Origin of the sequence: Streptomyces sp. V4I8 (assembly GCF_041261225.1) — a bacterium.
In the GTDB taxonomy this organism is placed as follows: Bacteria; Actinomycetota; Actinomycetes; order Streptomycetales; family Streptomycetaceae; genus Streptomyces.
In genome coordinates this window covers 7126341-7146327 of the sequence record NZ_JBGCCN010000001.1, presented here as the reverse complement: position 1 = coordinate 7146327, position 19987 = coordinate 7126341, and the positions used below count along the sequence as shown (strand labels likewise).

Genomic DNA, 19987 nt, shown 5'->3' with positions numbered 1-19987 from the left:
ACAGACATGGACAAGAAGACCATTTCGCGCGACGGCACCTCCCTCGCGTACGAGAGCACCGGAGAGGGTCCGGCGGTGATCCTCGTCAGCGGCGCGATGTCCACGGGGGGCACCGTGGCGCCGCTCGCCGTGCCCCTGGCGGACCGCTTCAGGGTCGTTCCGTACGACCGCCGAGGGCGGGGTGAGAGTGGGGACACGCAGCCGTACGCGGTGGAGCGTGAGGTCGAGGACCTCGCCGCGCTGATCGAGGCGGTGGGCGGCGAGGCGGCGCTGTGCGGGATCTCGTCGGGCGGCGCGCTGGTGCTGGAGGCGGCGGCGAGCGGGCTGCCGGTGCGTCAGGTCGCGGTGTACGAGGTGCCGTTCGCCGACTTCCTGGAAGACGGCGCGGCGCGGTACGAGGAGTACACCGCGCATCTGACGGAGGCGCTCGCGCAGGGGCGGCGCGGGGACGCGGTCGAGCTGTTCCTGCGGCTGACCGGGATGGGCGAGCAGACGATCCAGGGCGCCCGCCAGTCGCCCATGTGGTCCGGCATGGAGACCGTCGCGCCGAGCCTGGCGTACGACGACGCCGTGATGGGCGACGGCCTGGTGCCCCGGGAGCGGCTGGCCTCGATCACGGTACCGGTGCTGTCCGTCGCGGGCGGCGCGAGCCCGGTCTGGATGCGTGAGGCGGCGCGGGCGGTCGCGGAGGCCGTGCCCGAGGGGACGTACCGGAGCCTGGAGGGGCAGACGCACATGGTGGAGCCGGGCGTTCTGGGGCCGGTGCTGGCGGAGTTCTTCGCGGGGTGACCGGGGACCGGGAGCGGCACGCGTGTGTGCGGCCCCCTCACGGACCCGGGTGTGGGTCCGTGAGGGGGCCGGCTGTTCACGGATCGACGAACGGTGAATTTCCGCTCACTCAGCCGGTGGCGATCTTCCCCATGTCGTACGTCGATGAGTAGCCGATCCAGCTGTAGTGCATCAGTCCGTTGGCGGCTTCCCCGGAAAGGATGCCTCGGGCCGTGCTTCCCGTGGTGCTGCTGGCGACGGCACCGCCGCTGTCCCCCGGCTTCGCTGCGAACGTGGCAGACGACTGTCCGTAGACGACGCAGCCGCACGCGTCCGCGGGCATCCGCTGGCTGGCGTTGGTGGACTTGATCTTGCCGCAGCGCGGGTTCGCGGCATTCCTGCCGAAGAGGCAGGACGTGGACCCGACCGATCCCAGCGCCTGCTTCTTGACGACCCGGGCCTTGTTCGAGTTGTTCTGATACAGCCAGGGCTTCGCGTTGCTGGAGATCTTGATGTAGCGCATGTCCGCGTGCGAGCCGTTCTTCAGGGCGTTGTTGCTCGTCAGCGATCCGTACGAGGCACCGCCTGACTTGACCGCGCCGCTGTTGCGGCCGTAGTCGCAGTGGCCCGCGGTCACGGCTCCCAGAGTGCTGCCCTTTTTCACGACCCATCCGACGGTGCAAGCTCCGCCGGACAGTTCGATTCCCACGCCGCCACGCCGTGGCGAGGCACACTTGTTGCGGGAAGTGCAGGCCAGAGGTGCGATGCCCTTGCTTTCGGTGAAGTCGGCGGAGACGCCGAACGTCTTGAGGATTCCTCGTACTCCGGCCGGGTCGGTGCCGGTCCGCAGGGCCACCTTGAGCCGGTTGGTCGTGACGTCCTCAGCGATGGAGACGACCGATTGCGCGCCGCCACGCGCGCTGTCGTCCCATGTCCACACCGCCTTCATGGCGTTGGTGAGTTCGTCGGACGAGCGCTTGACGACACGGAATTCGACGTCGTCGGTCGAACTGCCCGAGGCGACGGCCTTCGCCGCGAACTGACTCCGGGTCTTCTGCGCCGGCAGAGCGTCGGCGAACTGCACGACCAGACGCCCGCCGTTGTCGGTGTCGAGGAACGAGCCGGCGTAGTCGTCCTGCTCGGCGAACTCCTGGACCATCGGATCGACGGCGGTCGTCAGCGTGTCACGGCGCTTCATCTCAGCCGCTTCGGCCGCCGTTCCGATGAAGCCCCATTCGTTGACGAGTTGCCGTGTTCCGGCGGTCCCGGAAACGGTGGCGGCCGACTTCGCCTTCAGGATCGAGGCCAGCTTGGTCTCAGTGGCTTCGAAACCGAGTTCGCGGCGCAGCTGCAGAGAATCGGCGACTACGTCCTTGTCGACCTGTCGGAGTGTCAGGTCTCCGGCTCCGGTCGCGGCGGGCGCCTGCTGCGCGGCCACGGGTATCGCGGCCGGAACGATCATTCCGGCTGCTGCCACGACAGGCAGCACGATGGATCGGATTCTCAACGAAATCCCCCATGAAATGGTCCCACGGCGGTCGCGCGGAGTCCCCCGACAACCGCTGTGGGTACTTGGGTGCGTACGCGGTCAACGTGCGCACCCAGGCGTTGATCAACGCCTGGGGAAGACAGTAGGGATTTCGAACTAGTGGATCAAGAGGTTTAACTCTCCACTATTGTCACCGTTCTGAAACTGCGTCAGTCTCACACGGCCGAGGCCGTCGCCCGGACCGTCGAGGCGATCGTCGCCGAGCCCACCACGCGCGTGCCGTCGTACAGGACGATCGCCTGGCCGGGGGCGACGCCGCGGACCGGCTCGGTGAAGGTGACCTCCAGGGAGCCGTCGACCAGCTCTGCGGTCACCTCGGTCTCGCCGCCGTGGGCGCGGAGCTGGGCGGTGTAGGTGCCGGGGCCGGTCGGGGCGGCGCCGCACCAGCGGGGCTTGATGGCGGTGAGGGCGCTGACGTCCAGGGAGGACGCCGGGCCGACCGTGACCGTGTTGTTCACCGGCGAGATGTCGAGGACGTAGCGCGGCTTTCCGTCGGCGGCCGGGGTGCCGATGCGCAGGCCCTTGCGCTGGCCGATGGTGAAGCCGTACGCGCCCTCGTGGGTGCCGAGCTTCGCCCCCGACTCGTCGACGATGTCGCCCTCGGCCTTGCCGAGGCGGTTTGCGAGGAAGCCCTGGGTGTCGCCGTCGGCGATGAAGCAGATGTCGTGCGAGTCGGGCTTCTTCGCGACCGCCAGACCCCTGCGCTCGGCCTCCGCGCGGATCTCGTCCTTGGTCGTCAGCGTGTCGCCGAGCGGGAACATCGCGTGCGCCAGCTGCTTGTCGTCCAGGACGCCGAGCACGTACGACTGGTCCTTGGCCATGTCGGAGGCGCGGTGCAGCTCGCGCGTGCCGTCCTCGTTCAGCACGACCGTCGCGTAGTGGCCGGTGCAGACCGCGTCGAAGCCGAGCGCCAGCGCCTTGTCCAGCAGGGCCGCGAACTTGATCTTCTCGTTGCAGCGCAGACAGGGGTTCGGGGTGCGGCCGGCCTCGTACTCGGCGATGAAGTCGTCGACCACGTCCTCACGGAAGCGGTCGGCGAGGTCCCAGACGTAGAACGGGATGCCGATCACGTCCGCGGCGCGGCGGGCGTCGCGGGAGTCCTCGATGGTGCAACAGCCCCGCGCGCCCGTGCGGAAGGATTGGGGGTTCGCGGAGAGCGCGAGGTGGACGCCGGTCACGTCGTGGCCCGCCTCGGCCGCGCGGGCGGCGGCTACGGCGGAGTCGACCCCGCCGGACATGGCGGCGAGGACGCGGAGGGGGCGGGAGGGCTGCGCGGTGTCAGTCATAACCCTTCCAGGGTACGGGGCGCGGGAACCAGGGCCCGCGGGTATCCGTTGTCGATCACATGGGACAGCGGAAGGCTCCGAAGGACGGCGACCGGAAGGTCGGGCGTCGCGCGTTGCTGATCGGTGGGACGGTGGCAGCGGCGGGCTCGGCCGTGCTGGCCCGCGACGAGCTCGCGCGGTTGTGGTGGCGGGTTCCCGGCGTGGAGAAGCCGCGCAAGGAGGGCGAGGTCGACTACGCCGGGGCGCGATGGGTGGCGGCGTCGGACGAGAACTGGCGGCGGGCGGACCGTCCCGACGACTACGGCGTGGACATGGTGATCATCCATGTCACCCAGGGCAGCTTCGACAGCGCGGTGAAGGTGTTCCAGGACCCGGAGCACGGTGCGGCCGCGCACTACATCGTCCGCAAGGACGGCCACATCACGCAGATGATCCGCGAGCTGGACGTGGCGTACCACGCGGGCAACCGCGACTACAACGAACGCAGTGTCGGCATCGAGCACGAGGGCTTCGTGGACCGGCCGCAGGACCTCACGGACGAGATGTACGAGGCCTCGGCGCGGCTCACGGCCCGAATATGCGCGCGCTACGACATCCCCGTCGACCGCGAGCACATCATCGGGCACGTGGAGGTGCCGGGGACCGACCACACGGACCCCGGGAAGCACTGGGACTGGGAGCGATACATGAAGCTCGTACGGGCGGCGCGTACGGCGCCCGCGTAGCGCCTGGCCTCGTCTGGCCTGTGTGAGCCCGGCCCGCCCCACGCAGCGGCCTACGTGAGCCGGGCCCGGCCTACGTGAGCCCGGCCTACGTGAGCCCGGCCGCCCGCGCTCGTTCCACGGCCGGCCCGATCGCCTTGGCGACCGCCTCGACGTCGGCCTCCGTGGAGGTGTGGCCGAGGGAGAAGCGGAGGGTGCCGCGGGCGAGGTCCGGGTCGGTGCCGGTGGCCAGGAGGACGTGGCTGGGCTGGGCGACGCCCGCGGTGCAGGCGGAGCCGGTGGAGCACTCGATGCCCTGGGCGTCGAGGAGCAGCAGCAGGGAGTCGCCCTCGCAGCCCGGGAAGGTGAAGTGCGCGTTGGCCGGGAGGCGGCCGCCGGGTGCCGGGTCGCCGCCGAGGATCGCGTCCGGGACCGCCGTACGGACCGCCTCGACCAGGGCGTCGCGCAGGGCGCCGATCTCGTGGGTGAACCATTCGCGCTGCTCGGCGGCGAGGCGGCCGGCGACCGCGAAGGAGGCGACGGCGGGGACGTCGAGGGTGCCGGAGCGGACGTGGCGCTCCTGGCCGCCGCCGTGCAGGACGGGGACGGGGGCGTACTCGCGGCCGAGGATCAGGGCGCCGATGCCGTACGGGCCGCCGATCTTGTGGCCGGAGACGGTCATCGCGGCGAGGCCGGAGGCGGCGAAGTCGACGGGGACCTGACCGAAGGCCTGGACCGCGTCGGCGTGCAGGGGGACGTCGAACTCCTTGGCCACGTCGGCCAGTTCACGGACCGGCATGACGGTGCCGATCTCGTTGTTGGCCCACATCACGGTGGCGAGGGCGACGTCGTGGGGGTTGCGGGCGATGGCCTCGCGCAGGGCGTCCGGGTGGACGCGTCCGTGGGAGTCGACCGGGAGGTACTCGACCGTGGCGCCCTCGTGCTCGCCGAGCCAGTGGACGGCGTCGAGGACGGCGTGGTGTTCGACGGGGCTGGCCAGGACGCGGGTGCGCGGGTTTGCCGGGTCGGCGTCGCGGCGGGACCAGTACAGGCCCTTGACCGCGAGGTTGTCGGCCTCGGTGCCGCCGGAGGTGAAGACGACCTCGCTGGGGCGGGCGCCGAGCGCTTCCGCGAGGGTTTCGCGGGCCTCCTCGACGGTGCGCCTCGCTCGGCGGCCGGATGCGTGGAGGGAGGACGCGTTGCCCGTGACGCTCAGCTGGGCGGTCAGCGCCTCTGCCGCCTCCGGGAGCATCGGGGTGGTCGCGGCGTGGTCGAGGTAAGCCATGGTGGCGACGATTCTACGTGGCCGCCGCGCTGGGCTCGGGCGGACGGTAGTGCCCTGCCTGCGTTGCCCTTGGCGTCGATCGCGTCTGCGGTCGGCTCACGGCCGCGGCTCGTCCCTGGCCGCTTGCCGTCGGCTGCCGACACCGCCTCCAGGAGCCCCTAGAAGCTCCAGGACAGCGTGTTGTCCATCTGCACGAACGCCAGCAGAACCAGCAGGTCGGCGACGCCCAGGCCCATGCCCAGGTACGCCCGGCCCCGGCGCTCGGTGCCGCACCACAGGGACACCGCGGCCAGGACGATGGCGGTCGGGCCGAGGAAGAGGTTGAAGACCAGCAGGCCGAGGAGGCCGAGGATGAAGGACGCCACGGCCATGCCGTCGGCGTCGCGGGTACGGGTGCGGGTGCCGGGGCGGCCGGTGGCCGGTGCGGTGAGTTGCATGGGTGTCAGCTCCTGAGAAGTCCGTGCGGTGCGGTGGGCGGGGGTCAGTTGCGCCGGGCGCGGCGCTCGCGGGCGGCGAAGATGCCCAGCCAGGCGGCGATCACGGCGGCGGCGACGACGGTGAAGGCGAGCGGTGCGTGGGCCACGGTGCCCAGCAGCACGCCCAGCAGCAGGAGTGCGGCGACGAGGAACAGCATGGGAATCGGGTCCCCCTCCGAGATCTCTCTGGTCGATCTCACTCGTTACGTTTCGGTGAACAGTTGTAGTAACAGTTGTTCACTGACTCCCAAGTCTAGCGCGCCCCACGGCTTTTCAATTCCAAAGAACAGTTGTTAACTGAATGGTATGAGTCACACCCTCGGTATCCGGCAGGCGCAGAAGCAGAAGACCCGGCAGGCGCTCCTGGACGCGGCGTTGGGTCTGCTGGAGGAGCAGAGCCTGAGCAGCCTGGGCCTGCGCGAGGTCACCCGCGCCGTCGGCGTCGCGCCGACCGCCTTCTACCGGCACTTCCGCTCCACCGCCGACCTCGGAGTCGCCCTCGTCGAGGAGGCGCTGGGCAGTCTGCATCCCATGATCCGCACGACCGTCTCCTCGGCCGGCGACAGCGACCAACGCATAGAGCGGGCCGTCGGGTTGATCGCCCACCACGTGGAGACGCAGCCGGCCCACGTCCGTTTCATCGCCCGTGAGCGGCACGGCGGGGTGCAGTCGGTACGCGAGGCCATCCAGGACCAGCTGGCCCGTTTCGCCGAGGAGGTCAAGGTCGCGCTCGCCAAGGACCCCGTCTCCGAGGGCTGGAGCGACGACGACCTCCTCATGCTGGCCAACCTCTACGTCGACCAGATGCTGATGACGGCTTCGCTGTTCCTGGACGTCCTGGAGGCGCCGGAGGAGGAGCGGCGGCACGTCGCCCAGGTCGCGACCCGCCAGATGCGGCTGATCAGCATCGGCCGGGAGCACTGGCTGGACTGAGCGCCGGCCGCGGGAAAGGGCGGCAACGCGAAGGGGCGGCACCCCCGTTCACCGGGAGTGCCGCCCCTGTCGTACGGCGTCCTGCGCCTGTCGTCTCGGGACCCGCGTCAGTCCTTGGTCGCCGACGCCGCGGCGCTCGGCGCGCCGCTGGGGGCCCCGCTGGGAGCCGCCCCGCCGCCCTGGCCGCCGCCCGGCCCGCCACAGCCGCCGCCCTGACCCCCGCCGGGGCCGCCCTGGCCACCCTGGCCGCCCTGGCCGCTGCCACCCGGGGCACCGGACGGCGCACCGCTCGGCGCACCGGACGCACCCGCGGACGGCGCGCCGGAGGGTGCCCCGCTCGGCATGCCCGAAGGCGCGCCGCTCGGCGCACCACTGGGAACACCGGACGGCTGCTGGCACGACGACTGCCGGCCGGAGTTGCCGCTGTTCGAGGTCGACGACGAGTCGCCGGACCCGCAGGCCGCCAGGGCCAGGGGCGAGAGCGCCAGCAGGGCCACGGCGGGGAGGAGACGCGCACGCTTCATGAGAGACAGCTCCATGGAAGATGAGGAAGTCCTGGGAGCGGAACTCAACCAACGCCGCTTAGGGCTTCCTTGAGGTCCTGCTGTCGACGGCCTGTGCGCCGGGCAAAGCGCACCTCAAGGCACCTCGCTGGCCTGCGCGTTTCCTCGGATCCTCACCCTACTCGCTGGGACAAGGCCGTGACAGAAGCGGCCGCTCGCGCCAGTTCGTCACGCACCTCGGGCGGGGAGACGACCTCCACCCGGTCCGAGAACTGGAGGAGTTGACGGGCCTCGCCGACAACGCCCAGCGAGAGACGGACGGTGGCCCAGTCGCCCTCGCCGTCACTCCCGTCCTCGGGAAGCGAGACCAGGGAGGACGCCATGAGCCTCAGGAACAGGTCGAGCCGGTCCCGTCGTACGCGCACCGTCACATCGATCCCGCCCGGCCGCTCCTCCACCTGGCGGCGCAACACCTCCCAGACGTCGGCGAGTTCGACACCCGGCCGCCGCCGCACGGCGTCGTCCAGAACGGCCGCCGACCGCACCCGGTCGGCGCGGAACAGCCGCGGTCTCCCCCGCCGGTCGGCGACCAGGTACCAGACGCCGGCCTTGGAGACCAGGCCGTACGGGTCGACGGTGTACGTCCGCGTCTCCTGCTCGCCGCTGTGCCGGTAGCGCAGCCTGAGGCGCCGGTCGGCGAAGACCGCGTCCTGCAACAGGTCCAGGTCCACGGCGGGTTGGGGGCCGCCCTTCCAGCGTGTGGCGTCGACGAGGATGCGGCGGGAGGTCACCTCGGCGGCCGGGCGGTGCGGGGCCGGCAGGGCCGCCATCACCTTGCGCAGCGCCGAACCGAGCGCCGCGTCCAGGCCCAGCGCGGCGTGCGCGCCCTGTGCGGCCAGGATGAACAGCGCGCGGGACTCGTCGGCGGTCAGGCCGGTGACGTCCGTACGGAATCCGGCGAGGAGCTCGATACCGCCGTGTCGCCCGCGCTCGGCGTAGACCGGGACGCCTGAGGTGGACAGGGCTTCCACGTCCCGGTAGATGGTGCGGACCGACACCTCCAGGCGCTCGGCGAGTTCCCTGGCCGGGACCCGGCCCCGGGTCTGGAGGAGCAGCAGGATCGACAGGAGGCGGTCGGACTTCACCCGACCACGATCTCAGCCCGCCACGGGGCCCGGCCCACGCCGGCCCCGGACACCCGTCAGCTCAGCCGGACCCGCGCCAGCTGCCTCGACTGTGCCACCAGGCGGTCCGCGCTGTCCCAGACCTCCGCGTCCTCCTCCAGGAAGCCCCCGGCCAGGTTGCGGGTCGTGATCGACACCCGCAGCGGACCGGGTGCCGGGCGGCACCGTATGTGGACGGTCAGTTCGACCGTCGGGACCCAGCCGGAGATGCCGATCTCGAAGGCGGTCGGAGGCAGGGCGTCGACCGCCAGCAGCAGGGAGAACGGGTCGGCGTCACGGCCGTCCGCCAGACCGAACCAGGCCCGCATCTCGCCCTTGCCCGAGGGCTGCCCGAGCGCCCAGCCCAGGGTGGCCGGGTCGAGCTTGAGCATCAGGCGGTCGGTGATGGCCGAGCTGCCGTCGACGGGGGCGGGGCCGTCCTCGGGACCGAAGCAGTGCTCCAGGGGCGGGAACGCCGGCGGCTTCGCCGTCGTACGGACGTCGTCCGGGAGGGTGTCGAGGTCGCCGTACGAGGCGAGGACGCGGATGCGCTCGACCTCGCGGCCCTGCTCGTCGTACTGGAAGAGCGAGGCCTGGCCGGTCGACAGCGTCCGGCCCGTGCGCACCACGTCCGTGCGGACCACCGCCGGGCCCGGCTGGGACGCCGTCAGATAGTGCGCGGAGATCGTGAACGGGTCGCCGTGCGGGAGGGCGTCCGCGAGGGCGCGGCCGAGGACGGCCAGCAGATAGCCGCCGTTGACGGCGCTGATGATGGTCCAGCCGGCGGAGAGGTCGATGTCGTAGACGCCGGGCTCGCGCCGGGTGAGCGCGGTGTCGCGGTCGAACTCGCTGTCGCCGATCGTGGCCCGCGGGGCCGTCGGGGCGGAGGCTGCTTCTGGCATGGATGAACGGTACAACAGCCAACTACTAAGCGGTAGCTTTTCTCTCCGAGCCATGGCCCGGGTGTGAGCAACTTTTCGGTAAGTGTCCCCGCTCGTCCGAAACCCGGAGCCCGCTCTCCCCCTCTATGAGGACATGAGTCTCACCGGGACCCCGTTCCTCTACACGCTGATCGCGCTGTGCGTCGTCGCCGTCGCGCTGCCGCTGGTCCTCTGGTCGCGGGTGTGCGGACCCAAGGTCGTGCGGGCCGCCGCCCGCGTGCTGATGCTGCTGTTCGCCCAGGGCACCGCGGTCGCCCTGGTCTTCACCATGGTCAACAACTCCAACCAGCTGTACGACAACTGGGGCGACCTGCTCGGCACCAGCGACCATGTCCACCAGGCCGCCGACCTCGGCGCGAGCGGTACGGGCGGGATCGCCCTGGAGCAGCTGCCCAAGGTCCGCCAGGCCTTCGAGCCGGCCAAGGGACCGGGCATGCGCGGGGAGGGCGGGGTGCTCACCACCCAGCTCAAGGGCCGGGTCTCCGGGGTGCACGCCGAGGTCAACGTCTGGCTGCCGCCGCAGTACCGCGACCCCGCCTACCGTGATCACAAGTTCCCGGTCGTCGAGGTGCTGCCGGGCTATCCGGGCTCGTCGAAGGCGTGGTACGGGACGATGGACGCGCCGCAGCAGCTGGCGCCGCTGATGCGCAGCGGTCAGATCGAGCCGTTCATCATCGTCTCGCCGCGCACCACACTGCTGCCCGGCAAGGACACCGGCTGCGCGAACATCCCGGGCAAGGTGAACGCCGACAGCTGGCTCAGCGTCGACGTGCCGAAGATGGTCATGGACAACTTCCGCGCCCAGGCGGCGCCGGACGGCTGGGCGGTCGCCGGGTACTCGGCGGGCGCGCACTGCGCGGCGAAGCTGGCCGTCGCCCACCCCGACCGCTACCGGGCCGCGGTCAGCATGTCCGGCTACAACGACCCCGTCGCCGTACCCCAGTCGCTGGCCGGCCGGTCCCCGGCCCTGCGGGCGGCGAACAACCCGTACGTCCTCCTCAAGGAGTCCCGTGTCCCGCCGCGCGTCGCGCTCTATCTGTCCGGTCAGCCCAAGGACGGGTACGAGGCGGCCATGGCGATCAAGCGGGTCGCGAAGGCGCCCACGACAGTGAACGTCGTGTTCATCCCGAGCAGCGCGGGCGGGCACACCATGGCGCTGTGGAAGCCGCAGGTGATCCCGGCCTTCCGCTGGCTGACCGAGGTCATGGGGACGCACCAGGTGCGTACGGCGCCGGGCTCCGGCGGCACTATTCCTCTCGCACCGTCGACCGCCGGTTCCAGGCCCGCGGAGCTCGCCAGTGGTAGCGCATCGCGAGCAGCCGCAGCACGAAGGCCGTGACCACCGCCAGCCCGCTGGTGAACGGGTTCAGGGCGTCGTAGTGGAGACACAGGACGACCATCGTGGAGCCGACGATCGCCGGGACCGCGTACAGGTCGCGGTCCCAGCGCAGCAGTGACGGCACCTCGTTGGCCAGGACGTCCCGCAGCACGCCACCGCCCACAGCGGTCGCCATCCCGAGACAGGCGGACGCCGTGAGGTTGAGGCCGTAGTCGTACGCCTTCGTCGTCCCGGCGACGCAGAACAGGCCGAGGCCCGCCGCGTCGAAGACGTTCACACCGGTCTGGATCCGCTCCACGTGCGGGTGGAGGAAGACCACCAGGAGCGCGGCGAGCAGCGGGGTGAGGAAGTACCCCAGATCCGTGAAGGCGGCCGGGGGTACGGCGCCGATGACCACGTCCCGGAACAGCCCGCCGCCCAGGGCGGTGACCTCGGCGAGGACGGCGATGCCGAAGACGTCGAAGTTCTTGCGGACCGCCAGCAGGGCGCCGGAGATGGCGAAGACGAAGATGCCGATCAGGTCGAGCGTGTGCTGGACGGACGGGCTGAACAATTGCTGGAGCACCCGTACATTCTCACGCAGCCAAAGGCCCCCACCTTGCAAAAGAAGGCGGGGGCCTGAGCGCGGTTACTTGCTCTCGTCCGTGGGCGACTCTTCGGACGGCTCCGTGGACGACTTGGCGGACGGTTCCGTCGACGACTTCACGGGTGCTTCCGCGGCCCCTTCGGCAGCCGCCGACTTCGCCGGCGCCTCGTCCGGCACCAGCTCCGCGGCCTCCTTGGCCACCGACAGCAGCACCGTGTCCTGCGGCTGCTGGTCCTCGAAGTCCTCCGGGTGGTGGCAGGCCACCCGCTGCCCCGGACGCAGCTCCGCCAGCGGCGGCTCCGTCGTCCGGCAGACCTCCGTCGCCTTCCAGCACCGCGTGTGGAAGCGGCAGCCGCTCGGCGGGGCGATCGGCGAGGGCACGTCACCTCGCAGCAGGATGCGCTCACTCTTGGCCGTGCGCCGCTTCGGGTCCGGGATCGGCACCGCCGACAGCAGGGCCTTGGTGTACGGGTGCATCGGCGACGCGTACAGCGCGTCCCGTTCGGCCAGCTCCACGATCTTGCCGAGGTACATCACCGCGATGCGGTCCGAGACATGGCGTACGACGGACAGGTCGTGCGCGATGATCACGTAGGTCAGCCCGAGCTCGTCCTGGAGGTCGTCCATCAGGTTCACGACCTGCGCCTGGATCGACACGTCGAGCGCGGAGACCGGCTCGTCGGCCACGACCATCCGGGGCTTCAGGGCGAGCGCGCGGGCGATGCCGATGCGCTGGCGCTGACCGCCGGAGAACTCGTGCGGGTAGCGGTTGTAGTGCTCGGGGCTCAGGCCCACCAGCTCAAGGAGCCGCTGGACCTCCTTCTTGACGCCGCCCTCGGGTTCGACGCCCTGCAGCCGGAACGGTGCCGAGACGATGCTGCCGATGGTGTGCCGGGGGTTCAGCGAGCCGTACGGGTCCTGGAAGATCATCTGCACGTCGCGGCGGAGCGGGCGCATGCCGCTCGTGCTCAGGTGCGTGATGTCCGTGCCGTCGAACTCGATCCTGCCGCCGGACGGCTCCAGCAGCCGGGTGATGAGCCGGCCCATGGTCGACTTGCCGCAGCCGGACTCGCCGACGACGCCGAGGGTCTCCCCGCGGCGCACCTCGAAGTCGATGCCGTCCACGGCCTTGACCGCGCCGACCTGCCGCTGCAGCAGGCCCTTCTTGATGGGGAAGTGCTTGACCAGGCCCTCGACCTTGAGCAGCGGTTTCTCGTCGTCGGCCGACCCGGCTTTCACGGCCGCCGTCCCGGCCCCGGTCTCAGTCTCGCTCACAGCTTCGGCGCAATCTCTTCGGTCCAGATCCGGGTACGGTCCTCCGGCGACAGGTGGCAGGCGGTGAAGTGCCTGCTGCCGACCTCGCGCAGTTCGGGGCGCTCGGTGCGGGTGATCCCGCCCTTGGGGACGTCCGCGTACGGGCAGCGCGGGTTGAACGCGCAGCCCGTGGGGACGTTGATGAGGCTCGGCGGCTGCCCCTTGACCGGGATGAGCCGGTCGGTCTGCTCGCGGTCGATGCGCGGCATCGAGCCGAGCAGGCCCCAGGTGTAGGGGTGCGACGGCTCGTAGAAGATCTTGTCGACCGGGCCGCGTTCCACACAGCGTCCGCCGTACATCACGAGGATGTCGTCGGCGATCTCGGCGACCACCCCGAGGTCGTGCGTGATGATGACGACCGCGGAGCCGAACTCCTTCTGCAGATCCCGGATCAGGTCGAGGATCTGCGCCTGCACGGTCACGTCGAGCGCGGTGGTCGGCTCGTCCGCGATCAGCAGTTCGGGGTTGTTCACCAGCGCCATGGCGATCATGGCGCGCTGCCGCATACCGCCGGAGAACTCGTGCGGGTACATGTCCACGCGCTTGTTCGGCTCCGGGATGCCGACGCGGTCGAGGAGTTCGACGGCCCGGCGGCGGGCGGTCTTCTTGTCGGCCTTGTTGTGGACCCGGTACGCCTCCACGATCTGGTTGCCGACCGTGTAGTACGGGTGCATGGCGGACAGCGGGTCCTGGAAGATCATCGCCATCTCGCGGCCACGCAGCCGGCGCACCTCGTCGGGACTGGCCGAGACGAGTTCCTTGCCGTCGAGCCAGATCTCGCCGGACATCTGCACGTTCTTGCCGCGGTTGCCCAGTCGGTGCAGGCCCATGATGGCCAGCGAGGTCACGGACTTGCCGGAGCCGGACTCGCCCACGATGCCGAGGGTGCTGCCCTTCTCCAGCTGGAAGGAGAGCCCGTCCACCGACTTGACCAGGCCGTCGTCGGTCGGGAAGTGCACCTTGAGGTCGCGCACTTCGAGGAACGCCCGCGGTGGCTCGCCGGCACGTACGGGCTCGCCCACGGCGGCCCCGGTCTTGGTCAGGTCGGTCACGACAGCCTCACCCGCGGGTCGATCGTGGCGTACAGCAGGTCCACCACAAGGTTCATGAAGACGACGAAGAACGCCGCGAGCAGGGTCACCCCGAGGATCGGGGGCAGGTCGTTGGCGGTGATCGCCTGGACCGCGTACTCACCGATGCCGTGCAGGGAGAACACCGTCTCGGTGATGACGGCACCGCCGAGCAGCAGCCCGATGTCCATGCCGAAGACCGTCACCAGCGGCGTCAGCGCGGCCCGCAGACCGTGTCGGACGACGACCTTGCGCTCGCGCAGGCCCTTGGCCCGAGCGGTTCGGATGTAGTCCTCGTTCATTGTCTCCAGCATGCCCGAGCGGGTCAGCCGGGCGTAGATGGCCGAGTAGAGCAGGGCCAGCGAACACCACGGCAGGAACAGGGTGTTGGCCCACTGGGAGGGGTTCTCGGTGAAGGGGACGTACGTTCTGCCGAAGATCTCCAGCTTGTAGCTGAACAGCAGCAGCGCCAGCTGCCCGGTGAAGAACATGGGCAGGGAGACGCCCGCCAGGGCCACGCCCATGGCGGACCGGTCGAAGAACGAGCCCGGCCTGAGCGCCGAGATGACACCGGCCGCGATACCGCCGACCAGCCACATCACGGCGGCGCCGAGCGCCAACGAGAGGGTGACCGGCAGCCGTTCGGTCAGCTGGGGCCAGACCTCGATGTGGTCCTTGAAGGAGTAGCCGAAGCACGGGGCATCACAGCGGACCGTGGTGGGGCCGAGGTCGTACGTGGCGCCGGAGACGATCCCCTTGATGAACTCCCAGTACTGGACGTAGACCGGCTGGTCGAGACCGAGGTTCGCCTTGACCGCCGCGATGTCCTCGGGGGTGGGGTTCTTGCCGATGTACTGCTGTGCCAGCTGGTCGGCGGTCTGCCCTGCGAGTTTCGGCAGGATGAAGAAGATGCCGAAGGTGACCGCGGTGACGACGAGCAGCAGGACCAGTGCCGCGATCGTCCGGCGGATGATGTACGAGATCACGAGGACCGGCGCCGGCGCCCGCGGATGACGAAGTCCGCGGGCGCCAATGCCTTCACCTGCCTTCCGGGGCTACTTCTCGGCGGTGCCGACGTTGAGGTAGTCGTACTGACCGCTGAAGGCGGACGTCGACACCAGGTTGGTGGCGTGCGGCGTGCGGTACAGCAGGACCTTGAAGTAGGTCAGCGGCACGATGGCGGCCTGCTCCATGACCTTCTGGTCGACCTCGGTGTACGCCTTGGTGCGGGCGGACTCGTCGGTGTTGCCGATCGCGTCGTCCAGCAGCTTGTTGATCTCGGGGTTGTCCAGCTGGGACAGGTTGGTGTTACCGGACTGGCTGATGGCCTTGCCGTGCGCGATCTGCTGCAGGAAGCCGTAGCCGGTGGGCCAGTCGGCGCCCCACTGCATCATCATCAGACCGATGTTGTTCTTCTCGTCGAACTTGGGCACGCCCGCGTAGTCGGAGAAGTACTTGCCGGACGGGTACTGCTTGATGTCCGCGTCGATGCCGACCTTCTTCAGCGCGCCGACGATCGCGGTGGCCGCGTCGACCTCGCCCTGCCGGTCGGTGCGGGCCGAGATGGAGGTCTTGAAGCCGCCCTCCTTGCCACAGGCCTTCAGGTGCTCCTTGGCCTTGGCCACGTCACCCTTGCTGCCCTTGGTGGCGTACAGGTCGGCCTTCTCGTAGCCCGAGACGTCGGTGGGCAGGACGGTGGTGGCGATGTCACCGCGGATCGGTCCGCCCATCGCGGTCTGCACGGCGGTCTTGTCGATCGCGTACTCGACGGCCTTGCGGCACTCGACATTGTTGAACGGCGCCAGCTTGGTGTTGATCGCCGCGTAGATCAGGCGACCGCCGAGCGCGTTGTCCGTGTTGGCCATCTCGGCCTTCTTGCCCAGGATCTGCGCCTGGGTCTGCGCGTCGACACCGGTGCCCTGGATGTCGATCATGGTGGCCCCGGACATCACGTCCTTGTCGATCGTGGCCTTGTTGACCTTGAGGTTCACCACGATCTTGTCCGGGTACTGCTTGCGCAGCGGGTCCGTCTTGGCGTCCCACTCGGGGTTGCGGACCAGGACGATCTGCTTGCCCTCCTCGTACTTCTCGAACTTGTACGAGCCGGAGGAGACGACCTTCTTGGTGTAGTCCACACCCGTGTCCTTGGCCCGCGGCACGGGGGCCGTCTGCGGGGCGCTGACGAGGTAGTCGAACTCGGAGAAGGACTTGTTCAGGTGGAAGACGATCGTGTGGTCGTCCGGGGTCTCGATGGACGAGATGCCCTTTTCACTCTTGTCCTTGTAGGGGCCCTTGTAGTCGTCCGGGTTGTCCAGCAGGTTCTGGAAGTAGTTGGGGCCCAGGGAGAGCACGTCACGCGCGAAGTTCGAGCGCTCCACCGCGTACTTGACGTCCTTGGAGGTGACCGCGGTGCCGTCCTCGTACTTGACGCCCTGGCGGATCTTGTACGTCCAGGTCTTGCCGTTGTCGCTGGGCGTGCCCTTGCCCTCGGCGAGGTCCGGGACGAGTTCGTTGCCCGCCTCACCGGGAGCGGGCTTGAAGGTCATCAGGGGACGCGCGTAGAGGCGGCTGAAGTTGTAGCCGTAGGCGTAGTACATGTTGCCCGGGTCCAGGGACTCGGGAGCGTCGGAGCTCGCGTAGGTGACCGTGCCGCCCTTGTGGGTAGAGGCGTTCACCACTCCCTTGGTCGCGGCGTTCGCGCCGGCGCCCTTGGGCGTGTCGGTGCCGTCGTCGGCCTTGCTGCAGCCCGCGAGAAGCAGGCCGGCGCTACTGGCGACCGCAACTGCGGCCATTGCTGACCTTCGCATGATGGTCGGATTCCCCTTCGTAGGTGGACACTTGGGTGGGACGTCGGGTCGCAGTGGATGTCGCGACCGCGGACGTCAGCGGCTGCGGGGGTCGAGTGCGTCCCGGAGGCCGTCACCGAGGAGGTTGAAGGCCAGCACCGTGATGAAGATCGCCAGGCCGGGAACGATCATGTACTGCGGGTCGACCTCGAAGAAGTCGACGGCCTGGTTGAGCATTCCTCCCCAGGACGCCTGGGGCGGCTGGATACCCACACCGAGGAAACTCAGTGAGGCTTCGAAGAGGATGTTCGTCGGGATGAGCAGCGTCGAGTAGACGATGATCGGCGCGACGAGGTTGGGCAGCAGTTCCTTGAAGAGGATGTACGGGCCGCCGGCCCCCATCCCCCGGGAGGCGTCCACGAACTCCCGCTCGCGCAGGGCCAGGGTCTGACCGCGCACGATGCGTCCCATGTACGGCCAGTTGAAGAAGCCGATCACGAAGATCAGGACGGAGATGTGCAGGGGCAGCCCTTCGAGGCCGAAGGCGCCGCCCTGGAGCGTCGCGGAGATGGCGATGGCGAAGAGCAGCAGCGGGAACGCGAGGAAGGTGTCCATGAGCCGGCTGACGACGGTGTCGACGCGTCCGCCGTAGTAGCCGGCGATGAGGCCGAGCACCGTGCCGATCACGTTGGACAGGATCGTCGCGCCGAAGGCCACGACCAGGGAGACCCAGGAGCCCTCCAGGATGCGCGCGAGGATGTCCCGGCCGAACTTCGGCTCGACACCCAGCGGGTGGTCCCAGCTCATCCCGCCGAAGTCACCCTTGGGCAGCGAGGTGTTGGGGTCGATCAGGTCCTGGTGGAAGGCGTTGGGGTCGAGCCCCAACAGCGACTGCAGCGGGCGGGACAGGGCCGCCACGAGGATGAGCAGCACGACAACGATGCCGCCCGCCACCGCGACCTTGTCGCGCTTGAAACGGGTCCAGGCGATCTGCCCGAGTGACCGGCCCTCGATCTTCTGGGCCTCGACCCCCTTCAGCACGGCCTCCGGCTGGGCGTCGGCCTGCGATCCGGTGGTCTCGATCGGTGCCGTCACGGTACGTCTGACCCCTCTCGGCCGACGGTTGCCGGCCCCCTGGCTGCCGCTTGTAGCGGTTGCTCCAACTCGCACACAGGACCTACCGGTCCGTGTCTTGCGGGGAGTCTTCAACGCTTTGGCGATCTGTTGCCAGAGCTGGCGAGGAAAGTATGCGCAACCGTGATGCTGTCTGCGGGGTTCCGTTATCCGAACAGTGGGTAACGGCGGTCGGACGCTCGCCAGTCGGGGCGTATAAGGACGGACCGGGACCTTCCGATCACATCTACGCGCGGAGATTCACCTGCGAAACCGCAGTCAGCAACCCTTTGCGCCTACGACAGCCGGGGCGCCGACTGATCGGTAGGTTAGCCCACGAATGATCAGTAACTGCCCTGTGGCGGTGGGTAGCCGTAGCCGGCCGCCGGCGCCTGCACCGGGGCGGTGGCGTGTGCCTCACGGTCGTAGAACGGTCGGGCGGTCGCCCGCATCCACATGGCGACCGGGTCGTCCTCGTCGGACATCGCCACGGTCGACACCGGCAGCCCGTCCGGGACCGCGCCGATCGACTGCAGCATCATCGAGCGCACCGAGTCGACGGCGGGCGGACTGGTGTCGTAGACGTCGAGCCCGATCGCGAGATACGGCGCGCCGAGCGCCGGCTGGACCCAGGCGCGGCGCAGCGAGCGGACCGCCGGGGTGCGGTGGGCGTTCTGCGTGAGCAGGGCGTAGAACTGCGGGATCTCGATGCCGGGCTCCGCCAGCCGGAGCGGGCCGGCCGGCTGGCGGTCCAGGCCTGTGGCGATGCGGCGCAGGTCGAGCCAGGGGATGCCGACGCCGCCGCCCGGGGCGTGCGGATTCAGCCAGAGGCCGTAGTGGTCGGGGTAGAGGGTGCGGGCCACGTCGACTCCGTCGACCACCTCGTAGCTGCGGTTCCAGCCGCTGGCCGACAGCTCCTGGGCGGAGGTGACGCACGGGGCGTAGCCGTAGCCCTCGACCTCCATGTTTCCGTACTGGGCGTCCGGGGAGCCTGCCTGGCCGTGCCACAGCAGCATCCAGACCTGGCCGGAGGACGGGGTCGCGAGCGCGCGCAGGAGGGCCTCGTAGGCGTCGTAGCGCCCGGGCGTCACCTGGCGCAGCATGTGCTCGACCTGTCCGGTCGAGGTGGTGCCGCTCGCGCTCACCTTTTACCGCCCCTTCGGGAATTCTGGCTTTGAGCCAAGCTTAGGCGCTCCGCTTGGAGAGCCGGATAGAGCTCGGGACTGGATGTGGTCTGCGGGCTGCGGGTTCGTGGGGGCCGATCGCGCAGTTCCCCGCACCCCTTTCCGGGGCGCTGCCCCAGGGACGTTCAATAGCCCCGCTGGTAGAAGGGGCGGACCCGCTGGCGCATCCAGTCGATCACCGGGTCCTGGGCCACGTCCAGGAGGACGAGGTTGACCGGCCAGGGGATCGGGGTGTGGGTCAGGGCCCGGGCGAGGGCGTTCATGGGGGCCGCGCGCAAGTCGCCCTCCCAGTGGGAGAGTTCGACGCCTATGAACATCACCGGGGCGGCAGTCTCGATCGACGCCAGGCAGCGGCGGGCGGTCGTGACGACACCGGTGGCGGCGAACTCGGCCGACGCCGCCGCGAGGAAGTCGACCGGTTCGTCCTGCCAGTCGGGCTCGTAGAGCTTGACGCGGCCGCCTGAGGTGAGGCCGTCCAGCGGGGTGCGGCCCACGCGGCAGAGTTCGGCCACCGCGGCCGGCGGCAGGGGCACGCCGACCACGCCGTCGGGGTTCACGGCGATGCCCGCGTACGGGGGCAGGCCGCGGGCGAACTCCACGGCGGGGGCGATGGTGTACGACATATGGGAGCCGACGACCTGACGGAACTGTTCCTCGGAGCTGAAGACCGGGACGTACGCCTGGCCCCCGATCTCCACCGTCGGCAGGTCCAGCGGGCCGCTGTCCGGGCCGCCGCCGCTGGGCAGCGGCACCCAGACGAAGCTGCGGCCCAGCACCTCGATGATCCGGCCGCCGGCCGAGGGTAGGCCGAGGGAGGCCGAGAGCACCTCCTCCAGCTCGTTGCCGGGCCAACCACCGTGCGGATGGAGGTGCGTCTGTGCCGGGAAGTCCGCGGGAAGATCCGCTGGGAAGTCCATCTGCTCTCAACCGCCTGCTGTGAACCGCTGCCGTGAACCGCTGCCGTAGCTCAAAAGGCTAGCGGGTGGACAC

At 69.8% G+C, this 19987-nt stretch carries 20 protein-coding genes; 4 read left to right on the top strand and 16 right to left on the bottom strand.

All coding sequences use genetic code 11. The features are described from left to right. The first annotated feature begins 6 nt into the window (after positions 1-6). A complete protein-coding gene (locus tag ABIE67_RS32610; protein ID WP_370264970.1) occupies positions 7-789 on the top strand; it encodes an alpha/beta fold hydrolase in 783 nt (260 codons plus the stop codon). 109 nt (positions 790-898) lie between these two features. Here ABIE67_RS32610 and ABIE67_RS32605 read toward each other — a convergent pair whose 3' ends face one another. Continuing rightward, positions 899-2245 carry a hypothetical protein gene (locus ABIE67_RS32605; RefSeq protein WP_370264969.1) on the bottom strand — a complete coding sequence of 449 codons (1347 nt, stop codon included), beginning with the start codon at positions 2243-2245 and terminating at the stop codon, positions 899-901. Between the two features lie 227 nt (positions 2246-2472). Next, positions 2473-3603, bottom strand: coding sequence for a tRNA 2-thiouridine(34) synthase MnmA (gene mnmA / locus ABIE67_RS32600; RefSeq protein ID WP_370264968.1), 1131 nt, complete (start codon positions 3601-3603; stop codon positions 2473-2475). Between the two features lie 59 nt (positions 3604-3662). Here mnmA and ABIE67_RS32595 point away from each other — a divergent pair, with 59 nt between their 5' ends. Continuing rightward, positions 3663-4328, top strand: a complete 666-nt coding sequence (locus ABIE67_RS32595; RefSeq protein WP_370264967.1) for an N-acetylmuramoyl-L-alanine amidase — start codon at positions 3663-3665, stop codon at positions 4326-4328. Between the two features lie 85 nt (positions 4329-4413). Here ABIE67_RS32595 and ABIE67_RS32590 read toward each other — a convergent pair whose 3' ends face one another. The 3 genes from ABIE67_RS32590 to ABIE67_RS32580 form a co-directional block, all read right to left on the bottom strand. Beyond that, complete coding sequence (locus ABIE67_RS32590; protein ID WP_370264966.1) at positions 4414-5589, bottom strand: cysteine desulfurase family protein; 1176 nt, start codon at positions 5587-5589, stop codon at positions 4414-4416. A gap of 158 nt (positions 5590-5747) precedes the next feature. Further along, the gene (locus ABIE67_RS32585; RefSeq protein ID WP_370264965.1) at positions 5748-6026 is read right to left on the bottom strand and encodes a DUF4190 domain-containing protein; all 279 of its coding nucleotides are present in this window, start codon (positions 6024-6026) and stop codon (positions 5748-5750) included. Positions 6027-6070: 44 nt separating this feature from the next. Further along, a complete protein-coding gene (locus tag ABIE67_RS32580) occupies positions 6071-6265 on the bottom strand; it encodes a hypothetical protein (RefSeq protein WP_370269725.1) in 195 nt (64 codons plus the stop codon). Positions 6266-6371: 106 nt separating this feature from the next. Here ABIE67_RS32580 and ABIE67_RS32575 point away from each other — a divergent pair, with 106 nt between their 5' ends. Continuing rightward, the gene (locus tag ABIE67_RS32575; RefSeq protein WP_370264964.1) at positions 6372-6998 is read left to right on the top strand and encodes a TetR family transcriptional regulator; all 627 of its coding nucleotides are present in this window, start codon (positions 6372-6374) and stop codon (positions 6996-6998) included. 107 nt (positions 6999-7105) lie between these two features. Here the strand turns inward: ABIE67_RS32575 and ABIE67_RS32570 are convergent, their stop codons facing one another. The 3 genes from ABIE67_RS32570 to ABIE67_RS32560 form a co-directional block, all read right to left on the bottom strand. Beyond that, entirely contained in the window at positions 7106-7522 is a 417-nt protein-coding gene (locus ABIE67_RS32570; protein ID WP_370264963.1) for a hypothetical protein, read from the bottom strand. 152 nt (positions 7523-7674) lie between these two features. Next, positions 7675-8646 (bottom strand): helix-turn-helix transcriptional regulator, encoded by a 972-nt coding sequence (locus ABIE67_RS32565; protein WP_370264962.1) that lies wholly within the window; start codon positions 8644-8646, stop codon positions 7675-7677. A 56-nt stretch (positions 8647-8702) separates the two neighbouring features. Beyond that, positions 8703-9566 carry a thioesterase family protein gene (locus tag ABIE67_RS32560; protein WP_370264961.1) on the bottom strand — a complete coding sequence of 288 codons (864 nt, stop codon included), beginning with the start codon at positions 9564-9566 and terminating at the stop codon, positions 8703-8705. Between the two features lie 133 nt (positions 9567-9699). Here ABIE67_RS32560 and ABIE67_RS32555 point away from each other — a divergent pair, with 133 nt between their 5' ends. Continuing rightward, positions 9700-10944, top strand: a complete 1245-nt coding sequence (locus tag ABIE67_RS32555) for an alpha/beta hydrolase (protein ID WP_370264960.1) — start codon at positions 9700-9702, stop codon at positions 10942-10944. Here ABIE67_RS32555 and ABIE67_RS32550 read toward each other — a convergent pair. From ABIE67_RS32550 to ABIE67_RS32515, 8 genes are all read right to left on the bottom strand, one after another. After that, positions 10853-11509: a trimeric intracellular cation channel family protein gene (locus tag ABIE67_RS32550; protein WP_370264959.1), complete on the bottom strand. Its 657-nt coding sequence runs from the start codon at positions 11507-11509 to the stop codon at positions 10853-10855. The genes ABIE67_RS32555 and ABIE67_RS32550 overlap by 92 nt on opposite strands. A gap of 63 nt (positions 11510-11572) precedes the next feature. After that, a complete protein-coding gene (locus ABIE67_RS32545; RefSeq protein WP_370264957.1) occupies positions 11573-12805 on the bottom strand; it encodes an ABC transporter ATP-binding protein in 1233 nt (410 codons plus the stop codon). After that, positions 12802-13896: an ABC transporter ATP-binding protein gene (locus tag ABIE67_RS32540; protein ID WP_370264956.1), complete on the bottom strand. Its 1095-nt coding sequence runs from the start codon at positions 13894-13896 to the stop codon at positions 12802-12804. The genes ABIE67_RS32545 and ABIE67_RS32540 overlap by 4 nt, the downstream gene beginning before the upstream one ends. Continuing rightward, on the bottom strand, positions 13893-14900 hold the full coding sequence (locus ABIE67_RS32535; protein ID WP_370264955.1) for an ABC transporter permease: 1008 nt from the start codon (positions 14898-14900) through the stop codon (positions 13893-13895). The genes ABIE67_RS32540 and ABIE67_RS32535 overlap by 4 nt, the downstream gene beginning before the upstream one ends. Before the next feature lie 69 nt (positions 14901-14969). After that, complete coding sequence (locus ABIE67_RS32530; RefSeq protein WP_370264954.1) at positions 14970-16706, bottom strand: ABC transporter substrate-binding protein; 1737 nt, start codon at positions 16704-16706, stop codon at positions 14970-14972. 90 nt (positions 16707-16796) lie between these two features. Further along, entirely contained in the window at positions 16797-17795 is a 999-nt protein-coding gene (locus ABIE67_RS32525) for an ABC transporter permease (protein WP_370264953.1), read from the bottom strand. A gap of 362 nt (positions 17796-18157) precedes the next feature. Then, complete coding sequence (locus ABIE67_RS32520; RefSeq protein WP_370264952.1) at positions 18158-18958, bottom strand: enhanced serine sensitivity protein SseB C-terminal domain-containing protein; 801 nt, start codon at positions 18956-18958, stop codon at positions 18158-18160. A gap of 164 nt (positions 18959-19122) precedes the next feature. Beyond that, positions 19123-19914, bottom strand: a complete 792-nt coding sequence (locus tag ABIE67_RS32515) for an enhanced serine sensitivity protein SseB (protein WP_370264951.1) — start codon at positions 19912-19914, stop codon at positions 19123-19125. Positions 19915-19987: the final 73 nt, after the last annotated feature.